This window comes from Streptomyces sp. SID11385, assembly GCF_010548245.1.
GTDB lineage: Bacteria > Actinomycetota > Actinomycetes > Streptomycetales > Streptomycetaceae > Streptomyces.
This window is the reverse complement of record NZ_JAAGLR010001000.1, coordinates 1-16,792: the sequence shown is the minus strand read 5'-3', so window position 1 is coordinate 16,792 and position 16,792 is coordinate 1. Positions and strand designations below refer to the sequence as shown.

The window sequence follows — 16,792 nt, the reverse complement described above, 5'->3', positions numbered from 1 at the left end:
CCGTACGGGGTTGCGGGACGCGCGGCGTGCCGTCGCCGACGCCCGCCGTACGACCCCTTCGCTCAGCAAGCAGGGCGGCGCCCACCGGGCCGTTTCCGGCGGGACGGCCCGGCCCGGCAGTGCCGGGGGCACCGGGCGTCACGGCGGCGGGCCGGGGGTGAAGTCGGGCGTGACGGGTGGCCGTCACGGCGTCACGTCCCGCCGCAATGGCGGAGGCACGCAGGTCAAGCGCGGTGGCGGTGGCAAGCGGCGGGGGCCTGTCGGGCGTCTGTTGAGTGCCGCGTCACGGCGTGCGGGTTCCCTGCGTGACAGGGCCGTCACGGCCTCCCGGGCCCGGCGTGACGCGGCCACCAAGCGCACGCTGCGTGAGCGGCGCCGGGCGATACGGCGCTTGCCGATCCGTAAGGCCGCGCGGCGGGCGCTGCTGCGCTCGGCGGCTCGGATGCACGGGCGGCGCCTGTTCGCCGCCCTCCTCGCGGCCCCGCTCGGCGCGCTCGGCCTGCTCTCCTCGCCGCTGGGGCGGCGTCTGGGCTGGTCCTGGCTGATCCACCCCGGCCGCCGCCTCTACCGCCGGATGACCCGTAGCGCCGCCGAGCGCCGGGCGGCCCGGGACGCGGCCATCCGCAAGAAGCGCGAGGACGCCGAAAACGCCCTGGACAACGAGAACGAGGACGACGAGGTCGCGGACCGCGTCGAGCGGCCCGAAGGGCCCGTGGCCAGCAACGAAGCACCCCAGGAGGTACCGCACATGTCCGGTTTCCGCTTCGAGGAGTACGCGGCCGAGATGGAGCAGGCCGCCCAGACCTACGAGCCCGAGGACGCCATGGAGATCCTCGCCATGATCGAGGGCCTGCCCGCGGCGCTGACCAGCGTCGCCAACGTCATGCGCATCCTCGCCGAGCGCTCCGACTCGGAGTTCCCGCTGGAGAAGGAGATCGCGCAGTCCTTCGACGACATGTACGGGGCGATGAGCGCCGCCGTCGCGGTCGCCGACGACCTGGGCCCGCTGTTCCGGCAGGTCCACGAGGCCGACATCGCCCGCCACGAGGACCCCCGCAACGGCACCGAGGCCGAGAAGGGCTGGAACGTCTGATGACCTCCTCCGCTGCCAAGTCCGGCAGTGGCCCGGTGCTGGACTGGGCCGCCGGTCACGGACCCGTGACCGGCGCCCTGTCCGCCACCACCGGAGCCCTCGCCGTCGCCACCACCGGAGCCGCCACCGGGATGCCCGCGAGCTGGGCCCTCGCGGTCGGCGCGGCCGGGGCCCTCGGGCACACCGTCGCCGGCCTGCGCCTGCGCAACGCCGGGCGCACCCTCGCCGCCCGAGGCGCCTCCTGGCTCGTCGGGGCAGGGTGGACCACCTGGGCCATCACCCACGGTCCCCTGACCTGGGCCGCCCTCGGTTCCCTGGCCACGATCGGTGCCGGGATCGGCGCCGCCGCCCGCTCAACCGCCCTCTACGAGGAGGCGCGCGAGGACGAAGCCCTCGCCGCCGCCGAACAGCAGGTCGCCCGCGAGCTGTCCGCCGACCGCCGCCAGCTCGCCGCCGAGTGGGCCGAGCGCATCAACCGCGTCAGCGGCATCGCCGTACGCGTCCTCGGCGTGGAGCAGTGGCCGACCGGGACCGGGTTCTCCCTGGACCTGGAGATGCCGCCCGGCGGCGCCACCCACACCAAGCTCGCCGCCGAGGGCCCGCGCCTGGCCGCCGACGCCCGCCTTCCCCACGGCTGCACCGTCGCCGCGAGCCCCGGCCTCCACCAAGGCCGGGCGATCGTGGACGTCACCACCGTCAACGTCCTCACCGAGGAGCGCGCCTACCCCACCGACTACAGCCCCCTGTCCGTCCACACCGGCATCCCCTGGGGCTACCGCACCAACGCGGAACAGATCCTCGTCCATCTGCGCGAACAGTGCGCCCTCATCGTCGGGCCCACCGGGTCGGGCAAGACCAACATGGTCCACCTGATCCTCGCCGGCTTCGCCCGCGCCGAAGACCTCCTGACCTGGGTCATCGACCTCAACGCCGGGTCCGCCGGGCTCCCCTGGGTCCTGCCCGCCCTCGAAGACCCGGGTCGGCTGCGCCCGGGGGTGGACTGGCTCGCCGGGACCTACGACGAAGCGCTCCTCATGCTGGACACGGCGATCAAGGTGGCCAAGCACCGCAAGACCGTCTACCAGAAGCTCATGGCCGAGGCGAACACGGACCTTCTCCCGATCAGCCCCGGCATTCCGCAGATCATGCTGGTCGTGGACGAGGGCGCCGAACTCCTCGTCGCCACCGACCGCAAGCTGCGCAAACTCGGCGAGAAGCTCCTTGAGGTCATCCGCATCGCCCGCGCCATGGGCGTGCGCACGGTCATCACCGCGCTCGGCGCCACCGGCAGCGTCCTGGGCAATCTGATGATCCGCCGCGAGGCCAAGGTCCGCGTCGCCCTGACCGGCGGCGAGACCGAGGGCATGGACCTCACCAAGCTCTTCCCCGGCTCGCGCGGACTGCGCCCCGACCAAGCCCCGTTCAAGGGCGCCGGGTTCATGGGCACCCCCGAGTCCCCGGTGGCGCTGTTCAAGGCGTGGCGGATCAAGCCCAACCAGATCCGCGAGATCATCGCCGCCACCAGCGAACGCCACCCCATCCTCGACACGCCCTCCGCCACCGCGGCCGGGCCCGCCTACGCCGACCGCTGGAGCGCCGCCCGCACGAAGTGGATGGGCGAGCACACCCCCGCCCCCCAGCCGCCCGACATCGCGGCGGACAGCGGACGGGCGGGGCTCAACCTGTCAGCACTGCGTGACGAGCCGACGAAGTCCGAGGGCTCGCCGGAGGACGACCTCATGCGCCGCTTCCGCGCGCAGATCGACGCCGAGTTCGCCACCGCCGACGACCCCCATACCCCCGACGACCCGACGCCGCGCGCGGGAGGCGGGCTCAACCTCTCCGCGCTGCGCGAGGAGCCCGCGGACTCCGCCGCGAAGCGCGCCGCGCTCGCCCTCCTCGACCAGGCCGGGCCCGGCGGCACCGGGGCCTCCGCCATCGCCCGGGCGCTCGCCGACGAGCACGGTACGAGCCGCCAGACCGTCTCCGGTTGGCTCAACGAGTGGGCCGAACAGGGCACCGCCCGCCGGGTCGGGACCGGCACCCAGACCCGCTACATCCACGCCCGCCACGCCCCCGAGGGCGGCTCCGCGCAGTCCTGACTTGTCGCTTGTCGTCCCGACCCCTGACAAGCCCTCACGCGGGCGCTCAGGGCTTGTCGTTCCCTTGTCTGACCTGCGAGGCGACAAGCGACAAGACAAGACAAGCGACAAGCCGGGCGACAAGCGGACGACAAGCCGGGCGACAAGCAAGGCGACAAGCACCCACCGCCCACCGCACCCGACCCGGGGGCGGTGGGCGGCCCGCTGAAAGGACCGCGTTGTGTACCCCGACGACACCTCCCAGGGCACCCCCGAGGGCATTCCGCTTACCGACGCCCAGGCCGCCACCGAAGCCCGCCGCCTCATCCACGACGCCTACCAGAACGACCCCGCCGAACTCACCGCGACCACCTACCGCGACCCCACCCCGGTGCCGCCGTACGGGAGCGCCCCGCCGGTCGCGCAGCCCGGTCGGCCGCCGATGAGCCAGCGCGCCACCGACGCCTCCGCGCTCATGCTCACCGGCTCCGTCGCCACCCTCGCCGCGGGCGGCTCCGTCTCCCTCGTGCTCGCCGTCGTCGGCACCCTCGACCCCGTCACGCTCGGTGTCGCCGGAGGCGGCGCGACCACCGTCCTCTTCGCCCTCGGCGCGCTCATCCGCCGCGCCGGACGCGCCGCCGGCGACGCCGTCCGCCCCGAGATCCACCACCACTACACCGGCCCCGTCACCCAGCAGCACACGAGCCTGACCACCCACACCCGCGGCCTGACCGCCCGCACCCACAACCACCAGCGCTGAGAGGACAACCCCGCATGGCCATCACCGTCTCCGCCGTCGCCCTCTTCGGCCTCGTCCTGCTCCTCCTCCTGCGCGGGCGCTACCTCGGCCCCGGCTCCGCCTTCACCGCCGGTGGCTTCGGCTTCTTCCTCGCCTCCACCGGCGCTGCCGAGCCCATCACCCACGTCCTGAGCGCCCTCGCCGGCGCCATCCCGGGGCTCTGACCCCGAGCCCTACGCACGAGGGCGACCCCGGTCTTTGGCGAGAAGGGGCCGCCCTCACCAGTCGCTTCACCGAACTGGAGGTACCCAGCATGACGCATCCCCCTGTCCTGCCGCAGTACGGCGGCAACATCAGCTTGTGCACGGGGTCCGCCGCCCTGGACCAGGCCGTTGAGCACGTGACCGGGTTGACGACGGTTGCGGTCGCGGAGAAGGACCCCGCCGCCTCGCGTCTCCTCGCGGCCCGCGTTCCGCACGCCCGCAACCTCGGCGACATCACCGCCGTCGACTGGAAGGCGGTCGCCGGCGAGCTGCCGCGTCCGGCGGCGCTCACGGCCGGGTTCCCCTGCCAGGACATCAGCAACGCCGGACCTCGGGGAGGGATCGCCGGTGACCGCTCCGGACTCTGGAAAACCGTCGCCGAAGCCGTTCGCGTGCTTCGACCCCGACTCGTCTTCCTGGAAAACGTCGCCGCCATCCGCTCCCGCGGCCTCGACGTCGTCGCCGCGGACCTGGCCGAGGTCGGGTATGACGCGCGGTGGATGTGCCTTCGAGCTGGAGATGCCGAGGTCGGCGCCTGCCACCGCCGCGACCGCTGGTTCGCCGTCGCGTATCCCGCTGCTGAAAACCCCCACCTCGCAGCTCGGGCGGAACGGGGGGCCGCAGCACCCGGACAAGCGCAAGGCGGGCGGGCACGGGCCCACGCTGGAGGACGAAGTGGTCTTCTTGCTCCCACCGCCGGCGGACAGCTGAGGCTCTTCCCCACCCCGTCCGCCGCGGACGGTACCGGCGGACCGGGCATCTCGCCGAAGCGCAGGGGCGGGATGAACCTGCGCACCGCGGTCACGCTGCTGCCCACCCCGGTGGCCTCGGAAGCGGTACGGGGAAGCCTGACCTACCCGAGGGGCAACCCCACCCTCCTCGGCGCGCTCGCGCTGCTGCCGACACCGGCCGCCCGGGACTGGAAGTCCGGCGCCTCCAACCTGCTCGGCACCAACGCGCGCCCCCTCAACGAGTTCGCCGTCAACGCCCTGCCCGGCCAAGCCGCCACACCGGACGAACGGTGGGTGGCGACCAACGGCACCGACTACGGCCCGGCCATCCGCCGATGGGAAACCGTCCTCGGGCGCCCCGCCCCCGACCCCACCGAGCCGGGCACGAAGGGCAACCGCCGCCTGTCGCCGGCGTTCGTGGAATGGATGATGGGCGCCGAACCGGGCTGGGTCACCGGCTCCGACCTCGGCCTCTCCCGCCCGGACCAGCTCAAGATCCTGGGCAACGGCGTCGTCATCCACCAAGCCGCCCACGCCTACGCGACCTTGCTCGCCATGCTCACCGAACAGCCCGCACTGGGCGAGGCGGCGGCATGAGCAGGCCCGGGGAGACGCCGCAAGACGGGTTCGCCTGGCTTGCCGCGCTGCTCCCCTCGCCTCGCCCGCTCTCCTGCCCGCGCTGCCATCGCCCCATGGCTCTGCCCGCCGTGCGGCTGCTGTGGCAGTGCCCCGTCTGCGACACCCCTCAGGGAGAAACCCGTGCCGAACCTGCCTGACATCGCCTGGGTCCTCGTCCACACCGAGGACTGGGGCGGCGGTCTCGAACGCACCTACCGCGCCGACAACGTCGAGCACGCCGGCTGCGGGGGCGACGTTGTCCTCGTCCACCTGCACGACTCCATGGACGCCGTCACCTGCGCCTACTGCCGGTGCGCCACGTGCGGCGACGACCTCACCGGCGACGGAAACAACGGGACCTCGTGATGCGAAGGAGCACACCCGTGGCGTCCTACCAACTCACCCTCCTCGGTGAGCCCCTCGACACCCCCGCCTCCGCTACCGCCGCCGTTGTCGAGAAGCTCATCAGGGGGCGGCTCCTCGGCGTCGCACAGGAGTACCGCCGTCAGGGCGAGGCGCTGACGGCGGCGCTCGAAGACGCGCAGCGCCGCATGAGCGACGCCGCGAGCACCCCCGGCACCCTGCTGCCGGAGCTGGGCGAGGAATTCGACGACCCCTGGGACGCCGCCGCCTACGCGGCCACCCCTCAGGGCCGTTACGCGGACGCCCGGACCCTCCGCGTGGCCGAACGGGATGCCCGTCTGACCTTGCGCAGTCGTCAGGACAGGCGCGCCAAGCACGCGCGCGGTGGCTGGGGGTGCGGCTGGGACACCGTCGAGTACGCACAGGCCAAAGCGGAACACAACCGGCTCGTCGCTGAGTCCGCCGGACTCTTGCACCGTGCCGTCGAGCTGGAAGAGAAGGCGCGCGCCTTCCGAGCCGGGCTGCTGACATCCCGGTTCGCCCCGGACGCCCACCGGAAGGCGGAGCGCGCCGTGAAGCGTGCCGCACAGCCCTCCCGGACGGCGTTCGAGGCGGGGAGCTGGGTCCGCTTCGACGACCCGACGACGGGCCGTACGCGCTTCGGCGTGGTCACGGCCGACCCCGCGGCCTACGACGGACCCGCGCCGCAGGTCCCCGCCCGTACCCGGGTGCGCTACATCGTGCCCAACGACGGCGGTGAGGCGGTGCCGTTGGCCCGTCGCCCGGTCAACGGGGCACTGCTCTGGATGTGCCAGCGGCCCGAATGGCCCGCGCCGGTGAAGGCGGAACCCGCATTGGTGCAAGACGGGCTCTTCGAACTCCCCGTCACCAGGCTCACTGCGGACTCGCCGCGTCAGCAGGACGCGGCATGACCGTGTACACCCGCACGCACGCCGGTCACACCATGACCGTGCACGCCCCGGAAGGCGCCGAGGACTTCGATCTCGGCGCCTTCCGCGCGTTCGCCGCCTCGGACTTCGTGCTCGGGCTCGACGTGGAGACGACCGCGATCCGCGACGGCGGCCCCGGGCACTTCGGCCCGGACGCCGCCGTACGGCTCGTCCAGTTCGGTTCCGTGAGCGAGGCGTGGGTCCTCAACCCGCAGGTCCCCGCCCAGCGCGAAGCCTTCACCGAGGTTCTCGCCGATCCGGGGCGGCGGTTCGTGACCCACACGTCGTACGACGTCCTCGCGGCGCGGACCGCGTTCGGCATCACGCTCGGCGAACGGGTCGTGGACGCGCACCTGCTGTCCAAGCTCATCAACCCCGACGAGCGCGCCGGACACGGCCTCAAGGACCTGACCGTGCGCCACCTGGACGACGGGCTCGTCCAGGCCCGCGACGCGCTGTACGCGCGGATGCGGGAGTTGGCGCCGACCGGGCAGCGCGCCGGCGGGAAGCCCCTGGAATGGGGGTGGGACCATATCCCGGTCACCGACGAGGCGTACACGGTGTACGCGGGTCTCGACGCCGTGTACGTGCGCCGCCTGCTGCCGCTGCTCCTCGCTCGCTGCGCGCCGTTCTCCCACCTCGTGCCCATGGAACAGTGGCTCGCCTCCCAGGCCACCGGGATCACAGTTCGGGGCCTGCTCCTCGACGCCCCGTACACCCGCCGCCTGCTGGACGAGTTCACCGCCGGGTTCGAGCGCGCGGACGCCGAGATCCGCGAGGCGCTCGGCTTCTCGGGCCGAAGCCCGAAGTTCGGGGCCTGGCTCGCCGAGCAGGTGACCGGGCACGCCTGGACCCTGACCGACAAGGGCCAGGTCAAGACAGACGCCACCGCGCTCGCGGCGCTCGCAGTGGCCGTGGACGCGGGCTCGGCGACCATCACCGAGCAGGGGCGGCGGATGCTCGCCGCGCGGCAGACGATTGCCTCGTCGTCCAACTCGATCGCCAACCTGAAGTCCTTCCTCGCCGCGGCTGACGAGGAAGGGCGGGTGCACCCGCAGATCAACACGCTGCGGGCGAAGACGGGGCGGATGTCGGTCACGGCGCCCGCCTTGCAGACCCTCAAGAAGCATGACCCGCGGCTGCGGCACTGCTTCCGCGCCGAACCTGGGATGACGCTGGTCACCTGCGACTTCTCGCAGGTCGAAGTCCGCGTGGCCGCCGCCCTCTCCCGGGATCGCACCCTCGTGGACGTCATCGCCTCCGGCGTGGACATCCACGACGCCACCGCCCGCCTCATGTACGGCGAGCGCTTCACCAAGGAACAGCGCAGCATCTCCAAGCGGGCCACGTTCGGCACGATCTACGGCGGCGGCGCCCGTGCGCTCGCCGCGCAGACCGGCGTCAGCACCGGCGTGGCCCGCCAGGTGATCCAGAAGTGGCAGCGCGCCTACCCCGACGTGATCCGGTACGGCAAGGACATTGCCAACGCCACCACCGTCATCACCGGTTCCGGGCGTCGCATCCCCGCCGACCCCGACCGCCCCTACGCGAACAGCAACTACGCGATCCAGTCCACGAGCCGGGACCTCCTCGTCGCCGCCGTCCACACCCTGTGCACGAGGCACGGCCTGGCCGACGCGCTGTGGCTGTTCGTCCACGACGAGGTGATCGTCCAGGTTCCCGAAGACGACGCCGAGCGCGTCCGGGACCTGCTCGAAGCCGTCATGACGACCGCGTACCGGGGCGTGCCGATCGCCGCCGACGCCGAGATCCTCGGCACCCACTGGGGCCGCCTGCCCGACCCCGAACCCTCCGCCGAAGCCCTGCCCGACCGCACGCTCACCGCCGCCTAGGAGGCACCCCGTCATGCCCATCGGAGAGACGATCATCACCGTCGTCGGCAACCTCACCGCCGACCCCGAACTGCGCCACACCACCGACGGCACCCCGTGGGTGACGTTCAACGTGGCCTCCAACAGCAAGAATTGGGACAAGCAGCGCGCCGAGTGGGGCGAGGGCCACACCCTCTTCCTGCGCTGCACTGCCTGGCGCTGGCTCGCCCAGAACGCCGAGGCCACCCTCACCAAGGGCACCCGCGTCATCGTCACCGGAGCCCTGCGCCAGCACGACTGGATCAGCCCGGACGGTGTCCAGCGCACCGGCTTCGGCCTCGATGTCGAAGACATCGCCGTGAGCCTGCGCTACGCCACCGCCACCGTCCACCGCACCAACAGCCGCGGCGCCGCCGACACCCCGCGCCCGGCCCGCACCAGCAAGCCCGCGCAGGACGACGCGTGGGCCATCCCGGGCGGTCCGAAGGACGACCAGCCGCCGTTCTGACCGTCCCTGCCCGTACGACGAGTCGGGGCGCCCGCGCGACTTTGGCGAGCCGCGGGCGCCCCTGCTCCACCCAGTGGAGGTGTCCAGCATGACCCACCCGACCGCCAACGGCCACAGGCCCGGCCCCTTCTGGGCCCCGGCCCGCGCCGCTGCCCTCACCTACGCCACTCGCTACCGCCTGCCGGTCTTCCCCCTCACCCGTACCAAGCTCCCCGCGCTGCCCGCCGCGCACCCGGACGGCCACCCCTGCATCGGCCAGTGCGGCACGCTCGGCCACGGCGTCCACGACGCCACCGCCGACCCCCAGCGTGTGAAGGGGCTGTTCGCCGCCGCGCCGTGGGCCGCCGGCTTCGGTATCGCCTGCGGCCGGGCCCCGCACCACCTGATCGGTCTGGACCTCGACCGCAAGAACGGCGTGAACGGCGTCACGGCCCTGCGCCGCCTCGCCGCCGAGCACCAGTTCACGGTCCCCCGTACGACGACGGTGCGCACGACGTCCGGCGGTCTTCACCTGTGGCTCACGACCCCGCCCGGCACCCGCGCGCCGAACTCAGCGAGCCGTCTCGGCGGCGGCATCGACGTGCGCGGCCACGGCGGCTACCTCGTCGGCCCCGGCTCACTGGGCCCCACCGCCCGCTACACCCTCGCCCCCGACCACGGCCCCCGCGAGATCGCCGAAGCGCCGCCCGCACTCCTGCGCCTCCTCAACACCCCCACGCCGGACCCGGTACGGGTGCCGCGCCCCGTACCGGCGGGAGGATCGCCACGGCGACGGCTGGACGGCCTCGTGCGGGTCGTCCTGGACTGCGGGCCCAACGACCTGAACAACCGCCTGTACTGGGCCGCCCGAACCGCCCTCGGCGCCGACGACATCGACCCCGACGAGGCCACGGCCCGGCTCCTGGCCGCCGCCGTCGAGTGCGGCCACCCGGAAGTCCCGGCCCGCAGGACCCTCGGCAGCGCCGCCAAGGGCGCCGCCCGTGACCGCATGGAGGCATGACCCGTGCCTGCCGAGAAGGCCCCCTCCCAGGCGTCCCAGCTCGTCAAGCTCGCCCGAGACCACTGGGACGTACTCATCTCCACGGACGGCCGCCCCTACGGGGTGCGCCGCAGCGGCCCCCAGATCGCCCGCCCCTTCAAGGGCAGGGGCGGTGTACGAGCCGCGCTCGCCCGCGAGTTCACCGAAGCCACCGGCGGCCAGGTCCCCAGCGCCTCCGCGCTCTCGGACGCCATGACCGTCCTGGAGGGCATCGCCGAGGACAGCGACCCCATCCCGATCCACTTGCGCGTGGCGCGGCACGAAAGCGGCATCGTCCTCGACCTCGGCACCGCGGACGGCCGCGCCATCATCGTCGGCCCGGACGGCTGGCGCCTGGCCGACCGCAGCCCCGTCCTCTTCCGCCGCTCCGGCGCCATGATCCCCCTGCCCGTCCCCGCCCCGGGCGGAGACGGGCTGCACCGGCTCCGCGACCTCGTGAACATGGACGACTCCGCGTTCCGCCGCTTGGCCGCCTGGCTCGTCGCCGCCTGGATTCCCGACATCCCCCACCCCGTCCTCACCTTCAAGGGCGAGCAGGGGACGGGCAAGTCCTACACCGCACAGATGATCATCAACCTCGTTGACCCGTCCCCGGCCGCGAAGCGCTCGCAGCCTCGCGACACCAAGGCGTGGTCCGTCCAGGCGTTCAACTCCTGGGCCCTGTGCCTGGACAACGTCTCCACCATCCCCCCGTGGCTCTCCGACACCCTGTGCCGGGCCGTCACCGGGGACGGCATCGTGGACCGCGCCCTCTACAGCGACGACGACGTCGTCGTCCTCACCTTCCGCCGCGTCCTCGCCATGACCACCATCGACGCCGGAGCCCTCGCCGGAGACCTCGCCGAACGCACCATGGTCCTCGACCTCCAGCCCATCACCACCGCCGGACGACGCGGCGAAGAGGAACTCGACGCCGCCTACAACGCAGCCCGCCCCTCCGTCCTCGGCGCGATCCTCGACCTGCTCTCCGCCGTCCTCGCCGCCCTACCCGGCGTCGTCCTGGACAACAAACCCCGCCTCGCCGACTTCGCCCGCGTCCTCGCCGCCGTCGATCAGGTCAACGGCTGGACGACCCTCGCCGACTACGTCGCGGCGGCCGAGAGCGTGAACACCGACGCCCTCGCCGGCGACGTCTTCGGCTCCGCCCTCGTCAAGTACCTCGACGAACAAGGCCCCTTCACCGGCACCGCCGCCCAGCTCCTCGACCTCCTGCCACCCCCGGACGGCTACCACCCCCAGTGGCCCAAGGACGCCACCCGCGCGAGCGGACGCCTCAAGCGCATCGCCCCGCTCCTGCGGACCGTCGGCATCACCTACGACGACACCCAGCGCACCCCCGACCGCACTCGCCAGCGCCTCATCCGCCTGGTCCCGGTAGAAAGTACGTGTATTTCAGCGTCCGCAGCGTCCGCAGCGTCCGAAACCCCCGCTGAGCAGCCCGAACCTGCGGACGCTGCCTCCGGCCACAGCGTCCGCGCAGTGTCCGCACAGCGTCCGCAGACCGGCTCTGCGGACGCTACAACGGCCGTTGCGGACGCTGTACGGACACTGGAGTCCCCCGCAGCGTCCGCACCCGTCACCGGCCCTGAGCAGGCCGTTCACAAGATCCCGGACGCTGCGGACGCTGCGGACGCTGCGATGCACGCACTTTCTATTAGGGGCGCCCTCCGCTGCCCCCGCTGCGGCGCCTCCATGCCCCCTGCACTGACCGCCGCCGGACACCTCATGCACCTCGACTGCACTCCCACGGAACAGGAGTAAGACGTGGCCTATCTCCGGAGCGCCGACGCCCCTCGCCCCGACCAGATCCTCTACGCCCCGCGCGACGCCGCCCGCGTCCTCGCCATGAGCCCGTCCACGCTCTACGTGCTCATGGCCGACGGGCGCATCCCGTACGTGAAGCAGGGCACCGTACGCCGCCTGCGCCGCCGCGATCTGGAGGCGTACGCCGACAACCTCCCCGGCCAGGCCGCCGCCTGAGCCCAGCACCCCGTACACCCTGAGCAGCGGGCGCCCTTCCGGACATGACGACCGGTGGGGCGCCCGCTGCCGTCTCCGGAGGAATCACCGCAGATGGCACCCCGCAAGCCCAACGGCGAGCACAGCATCTACCTGGGTAAGGACGGCCGTTGGCACGGCCGCATCACCATGGGCGTCCTTGACAACGGCAAACCCGACCGCCGCCACCGCGAGGGCCGCACCGAAGGCGAGGTCAAGCGCAAGCTCAAGGAGTTGGAGCGACAGCGCGACGAGAAGCGCGCTCCGAAGGCGGGCCGCGTCCCCACCGTTGAGGTGTGGATGAACAGGTATCTCACCGAGATCGCGAGCCTCAAGCTCAAGCCCCGCTCCCTGGATGACTACTGGTCCAAGACCCGCAACGACATCGTCCCGGGCGTCGGCGCCCACCGGCTCGACAAGCTCCAGCCCGAGCACCTGGAGCGCATGTACGCCGCCCTGCTCGCCGCGGGCCACGCGCCCTCGCACGTGCTCAAGGTGCACCGCATCCTGTCGCGCGCCCTCAAGATCGCGCACCGCCGCCGCATCATCGGCGAGAACGTCGCAACGCTCGTGGACCCGCCCAGCTCGGACGAGACCGAGACCAACCCCTTCACGGCCGAGGAGGCGAAAGCCTTCCTCGCCGCTGCCGCGAAGCGTCCCAACTTCCTGCGCTGGATGGTGGGCGTCGGGATGGGGTTCCGGCAGGGCGAGACGCTCGGCCTGCGGTGGCGGTACACCGACCTCGACGGCGGCTTCTTCCACCCGCGTTGGCAGATCCAGCGCCTCACGTGGCGCCACGGCTGCGACGACCCGCACGCGTGCGGCGCGCGGCTCCACCGCTTTGAGCCGTGCCCCGAGGACTGCGCGCGCCACCGCTCGTACACCCGTGGGTGCCCCAAGCCCTGCCCGAAGGGCTGCACCCGTCACGCGAGCGTCTGCCCGCAGCGCAAGGGCGGCGGACTCGTCTTCACCCGGCCCAAGACGAAGAAGAGCCGCAACCCGGTCCCCATCCCGCCGCCCTTCCTCCCGCACCTGCGCGCACACCAGGCCGCGCAGGCCGCTCGCCGTCTCGCGGCCGGCGAGTTGTGGCAGGACAACGACCTCGTGTTCTGCCGCGACGACGGACGCCCGATCGACCCCCGGCAGGACTGGGAGGAGTTCAAGGAACTCCTGGCCGAGGCGGGCCTTGCCGACCGTCGCCCGTACGACGGCAGCAGGCACACCGCCGGGACGATCCTCAACGAACTCGGCGTCGACATGCCCACGATCATGGAGATCCTGCGGCACACCCAGATCACCCAGACCCGCCGCTACGTAAAGGGCCGCTCACCGCTGTCGAAGGACGCGATGCGCCGCATGGGCGAAGCGACGTTCTGGCCCGCCACCGAGCCCGAAACCGGCCCCACTGAGACGGCAACTGAGACTAGGGACACCCGGGCGGCCCGCGCGCGGAAGCGGCGGCGCATCGTCTGACGACGAAAGCCCAGGTCAGGGCGCATCTGAGCTGGGCTTTTCGCTGAGCCCCCTGTCGGATTCGAACCGACGACCCACGCTTTACAAGAGCGTTGCTCTGGCCATCTGAGCTAAGGAGGCGGGTGCGAGCAGTGTAACGGAGGGACGGGGTGGGCGGGCGTCCGGAAGGGGGCTGCGGGCGTTGCGCGGGGGTGGGGGAGGGGGCACGATGGCGGGTGGAGAAAGAGTGGGGCACGGGGGTGCCGGGCGTGAGCGTGGGCCGCCGTGACGGGCCGGGGCCGTGGGCGCCGGGACAGGGGGAAGCGTGAAGTTCGACATGGGTTCGACGACGCTGGCGTCGCTCATCAAGAGCACCGGCGGTTCGAGTGACGACCTCGGGGCGCTGATTCAGCAGCTCATCGCCGCGGCGCAGCCGCTGGAGGGCAAGTTCAACGGCAACGGCAAGGCGGTCTTCGACGCCTTCAAGACGCACGCCGACGAGATCACGGCCGAGCTGAACGGCTCGCTCTCCTCGATCCTCGGCGGGCAGTCCGGGATGGACTCCGCGTTCGGCACGGGTGACCAGGAGCAGGGGGACAACGCGCACCGGAACATGGGCGCGGCGAACTTCGACGCGGCCCGCTTCCGGGGCTGAGCCCCGCCAGAACCGGTCGTTCTCGGCCAACGCCAACGCCGACGCGGACGCCAGGGCCATACGCCGACGCCAACGCCACGGCGGTCGCCAACGCCAGGGCCATACGCCGACAGCCGACGCCAACGCCGCACGCCGACGCCAGGCGAACGCCGTCACCGCACACCGCACACAGGGGGAGTCAGCACATGGCAACGCAGGATCGTCGCTCGTACGACACCGGGGCCTCGGCCGAGGTGCAGGGCGGCTTGCAGGGGATCATCGGGCGGCTGGAGACCGTGCTCGCCGACCGTGACGGGGCCGTCAAGGCGGCCATGGCGGACTACCAGGCCGACGGGGTCTCCGACGAGTACCACGGCAAGGAACTGCGCTGGAACAAGGCCGCGAACGAGGTGCGGGAGATCATCCGCCTCGTCCGTTCCACGCTGGAGGACAACGACGCGACCGCGCACTCCACGCTCGCCAAGGCCCGCTCGGCAGTGGAGAACATCGGCTGACGCGGGCCGTCCGGAACCAGCCGGAACTGTCCGGAACCGGCTGGAACTGTCCGGGACCATCCGGAACCGGCCGGGGCCGCCCAGGAGTCACAACCTCTGGGCGGTCCGGTCCGGGCGCCGCGGAGAAGACTGACAACTGAGGTCACTGCAACGGGGGTTCGTGGTGAACGGGTGGGACATCGACGTCGACGGCGTCGAGTTCGTGACGGGGCTGGTCGGCCTCGCCATGCAGGACCTGGGCGGGCACGTCGAGGCGTACGGCACGGACATGCAGAGCGCGGCGGCCTCGGCGGGGACCGTCTCGGGCTTCTACTGCGGCCCGGCGCCCACGGGCGCCGTCGGCGCCGCGCTCGCGCTCTTCGCCGAGGGCACGGCGCAGGACGTGGCGATGCTCGCCGCCCGCGCCGCGAAATCCGTCAACGGGGCGCACGAGGCGACGGGTTACTACATCCTCGGCGACGAGGAGATGGCCGCCCAGGCGCAGCACCGCGCCCTCGCGGCCCCGAAGGTCGACCTGCCGGCACACGGTGACGGCGGGGGCCACAAATGATCTCCCCGGGCGCGATCCCGCAGTTCACCGGCGACTTCGAGCAACTCGACAAGGACGCCTCCGCACTTCAGAGCGACGCGATCGGTATCCGGGACGGTGGCGCGGACGTCCACTCCCGTTTCCAGGTGCTCGGCGCCTACTACGAGGCCCCGGAGGCAGAGGAGTTGTTCGCCACCACCCAGCCGGTGATGGACGGCGCCGACGCCTTCGCGACGAAGCTGGAGACCGTCGCGGGCGCGCTCCAGACGTACGCGGCCGAGGCACGCCCGCAGGCCGACCGCCTGGAGCAGCTCAAGACGCAGGCGTTCGCGTTCGTCGAGAGCGTCGAGGACGACGACGACTGGACCGAGGACGAGGGGAAGGTCGAGCGCCACAAGGCGCTCATGGACGGCGTCGCCGCGGCCCAGGCCGCCTTCCAGGAGGCCGAGCGGCGCGCCGCGAACACCATCAGCGCGCTCGTCGGCGGCCCCCGTTTCGTCGAGGACGACGGCCACCACACCGTCAACGACAAGACGGTGATGTACGGCTACGGCCTCGACCAGCTCCAGCACGCCGAGGAGCTGCCGTGGGGGACGCCCGAGGAGCGCACCTACGAGCGCTGGAGCCTGGGGTGGTGGGGACACGGGGTGAAGAGCTTCGTGTGGGACGGCCTCATCATCGACAACATCGGGGGCGCGCTCGACGGCCTGTGGACGCTCGTCGGCGGTCACGGCTGGGGCAAGGCCGGGGACGCGTGGAGCGGGCTCGGTGACGTCTTCGGCGGCATCTCCGCGTACATCATGACGCCCTACGACTGGGCCATGGACCAGGTCTTCGGCCCCGCGCCGCCCGATGCCACGACCGAGCGGCAGAAGAAGGCGCTGCGGGAGTTCGGCAAGGGGCTCGTCGCCTGGGACGAGTGGGGCGACGACCCGGCGCGCGCCTCGGCGACGGTCGTCTTCAACTTCGGGACGCTCTTCCTCGGCCCGGCCGCCGCGGCCTCGAAGGCGGGCAAGGGCGGCGCGGCGGCGAAGGCCGCGGCGAACGCCGCGAAGGTGATCGACCACCTCGACCCGGTCGCCGCGGGCATCAAGGCCGCGGGCAAGGTCGCGAGCCACCTCCCGAAGCTCTCCGAACTCCCCTCCCGCCTGCTGCCCGCCTCGCGGCTCGCGGAGGACGGGACCCCGGCCGTCCACACGGTGGTGGAGGCGCCGGACGGTTCGTACGTCCGTATCGAGGACGGCGAGTTCGTCCAGTACGACAAGAACGGCCACCGCGTCGAGGCGGAGGCCCCGAAGGAGCCGTCCCCCGAGCAACGGCCGGCCACGACACCGGCGCCCCACCGCGAGCCCGCGATGGCGGGCGCGAGGCCCCGTACGCCCGAGGCCCACGCGCACGTGGCGGACGACGCGGCGGCCGCGCCCGGCCGGACGGACCCGGCGGGACA

The 16,792-nt window shown here is 72.6% G+C and carries 16 protein-coding genes, 1 tRNA gene and 1 pseudogene; 17 read left to right on the top strand and 1 reads right to left on the bottom strand.

The window, feature by feature from the left end; genetic code table 11:
* The first annotated feature begins 391 nt into the window (after positions 1-391).
* The 13 genes from G3I42_RS30465 (at position 392) to G3I42_RS30405 (ending at position 13,688) form a co-directional block, all read left to right on the top strand.
* Positions 392-1,093, top strand: coding sequence for a hypothetical protein (locus G3I42_RS30465; protein ID WP_239096782.1), 702 nt, complete (start codon positions 392-394; stop codon positions 1,091-1,093).
* Positions 1,093-3,195, top strand: coding sequence for a hypothetical protein (locus tag G3I42_RS30460; protein ID WP_164290965.1), 2,103 nt, complete (start codon positions 1,093-1,095; stop codon positions 3,193-3,195). The genes G3I42_RS30465 and G3I42_RS30460 overlap by 1 nt, the downstream gene beginning before the upstream one ends.
* Positions 3,196-3,415: 220 nt before the next feature.
* Complete coding sequence (locus tag G3I42_RS30455; RefSeq protein WP_164290964.1) at positions 3,416-3,934, top strand: hypothetical protein; 519 nt, start codon at positions 3,416-3,418, stop codon at positions 3,932-3,934.
* A gap of 14 nt (positions 3,935-3,948) precedes the next feature.
* On the top strand, positions 3,949-4,137 hold the full coding sequence (locus G3I42_RS30450) for a hypothetical protein (RefSeq protein WP_164290963.1): 189 nt from the start codon (positions 3,949-3,951) through the stop codon (positions 4,135-4,137).
* A gap of 89 nt (positions 4,138-4,226) precedes the next feature.
* On the top strand, positions 4,227-5,504 hold the full coding sequence (locus tag G3I42_RS30445; RefSeq protein WP_164290962.1) for a DNA cytosine methyltransferase: 1,278 nt from the start codon (positions 4,227-4,229) through the stop codon (positions 5,502-5,504).
* 162 nt (positions 5,505-5,666) lie between these two features.
* Positions 5,667-5,891, top strand: a complete 225-nt coding sequence (locus tag G3I42_RS30440; protein WP_164290961.1) for a hypothetical protein — start codon at positions 5,667-5,669, stop codon at positions 5,889-5,891.
* Positions 5,892-5,908: 17 nt separating this feature from the next.
* Complete coding sequence (locus G3I42_RS30435; RefSeq protein ID WP_164290960.1) at positions 5,909-6,820, top strand: hypothetical protein; 912 nt, start codon at positions 5,909-5,911, stop codon at positions 6,818-6,820.
* On the top strand, positions 6,817-8,691 hold the full coding sequence (locus G3I42_RS30430) for a DNA polymerase (protein ID WP_164290959.1): 1,875 nt from the start codon (positions 6,817-6,819) through the stop codon (positions 8,689-8,691). The genes G3I42_RS30435 and G3I42_RS30430 overlap by 4 nt, the downstream gene beginning before the upstream one ends.
* 13 nt (positions 8,692-8,704) lie before the next feature.
* The gene (gene ssb, locus G3I42_RS30425) at positions 8,705-9,178 is read left to right on the top strand and encodes a single-stranded DNA-binding protein (RefSeq protein WP_164290958.1); all 474 of its coding nucleotides are present in this window, start codon (positions 8,705-8,707) and stop codon (positions 9,176-9,178) included.
* Between the two features lie 88 nt (positions 9,179-9,266).
* Entirely contained in the window at positions 9,267-10,178 is a 912-nt protein-coding gene (locus tag G3I42_RS30420; RefSeq protein WP_164290957.1) for a bifunctional DNA primase/polymerase, read from the top strand.
* Positions 10,179-10,181: 3 nt separating this feature from the next.
* Positions 10,182-11,978 (top strand): ATP-binding protein, encoded by a 1,797-nt coding sequence (locus tag G3I42_RS30415; protein ID WP_164290956.1) that lies wholly within the window; start codon positions 10,182-10,184, stop codon positions 11,976-11,978.
* A gap of 3 nt (positions 11,979-11,981) precedes the next feature.
* A complete protein-coding gene (locus tag G3I42_RS38515; protein WP_164290955.1) occupies positions 11,982-12,197 on the top strand; it encodes a helix-turn-helix domain-containing protein in 216 nt (71 codons plus the stop codon).
* Between the two features lie 93 nt (positions 12,198-12,290).
* Positions 12,291-13,688, top strand: a complete 1,398-nt coding sequence (locus tag G3I42_RS30405; protein WP_164290954.1) for a tyrosine-type recombinase/integrase — start codon at positions 12,291-12,293, stop codon at positions 13,686-13,688.
* A gap of 46 nt (positions 13,689-13,734) precedes the next feature.
* Here G3I42_RS30405 and G3I42_RS30400 read toward each other — a convergent pair.
* A tRNA-Thr gene (locus G3I42_RS30400) sits at positions 13,735-13,808 on the bottom strand.
* A gap of 184 nt (positions 13,809-13,992) precedes the next feature.
* Here G3I42_RS30400 and G3I42_RS30395 point away from each other — a divergent pair.
* The 4 genes and pseudogenes from G3I42_RS30395 to G3I42_RS30380 form a co-directional block, all read left to right on the top strand.
* The gene (locus G3I42_RS30395; RefSeq protein ID WP_164290953.1) at positions 13,993-14,322 is read left to right on the top strand and encodes a hypothetical protein; all 330 of its coding nucleotides are present in this window, start codon (positions 13,993-13,995) and stop codon (positions 14,320-14,322) included.
* 185 nt (positions 14,323-14,507) lie between these two features.
* The gene (locus G3I42_RS30390; RefSeq protein WP_164290952.1) at positions 14,508-14,816 is read left to right on the top strand and encodes a pore-forming ESAT-6 family protein; all 309 of its coding nucleotides are present in this window, start codon (positions 14,508-14,510) and stop codon (positions 14,814-14,816) included.
* Positions 14,817-14,979: 163 nt separating this feature from the next.
* A complete protein-coding gene (locus G3I42_RS30385) occupies positions 14,980-15,366 on the top strand; it encodes a DUF6507 family protein (RefSeq protein ID WP_164290951.1) in 387 nt (128 codons plus the stop codon).
* A pseudogene (locus G3I42_RS30380) lies at positions 15,363-16,792 on the top strand (hypothetical protein); the annotation flags it as partial. The gene G3I42_RS30385 and the pseudogene G3I42_RS30380, both read left to right, overlap by 4 nt.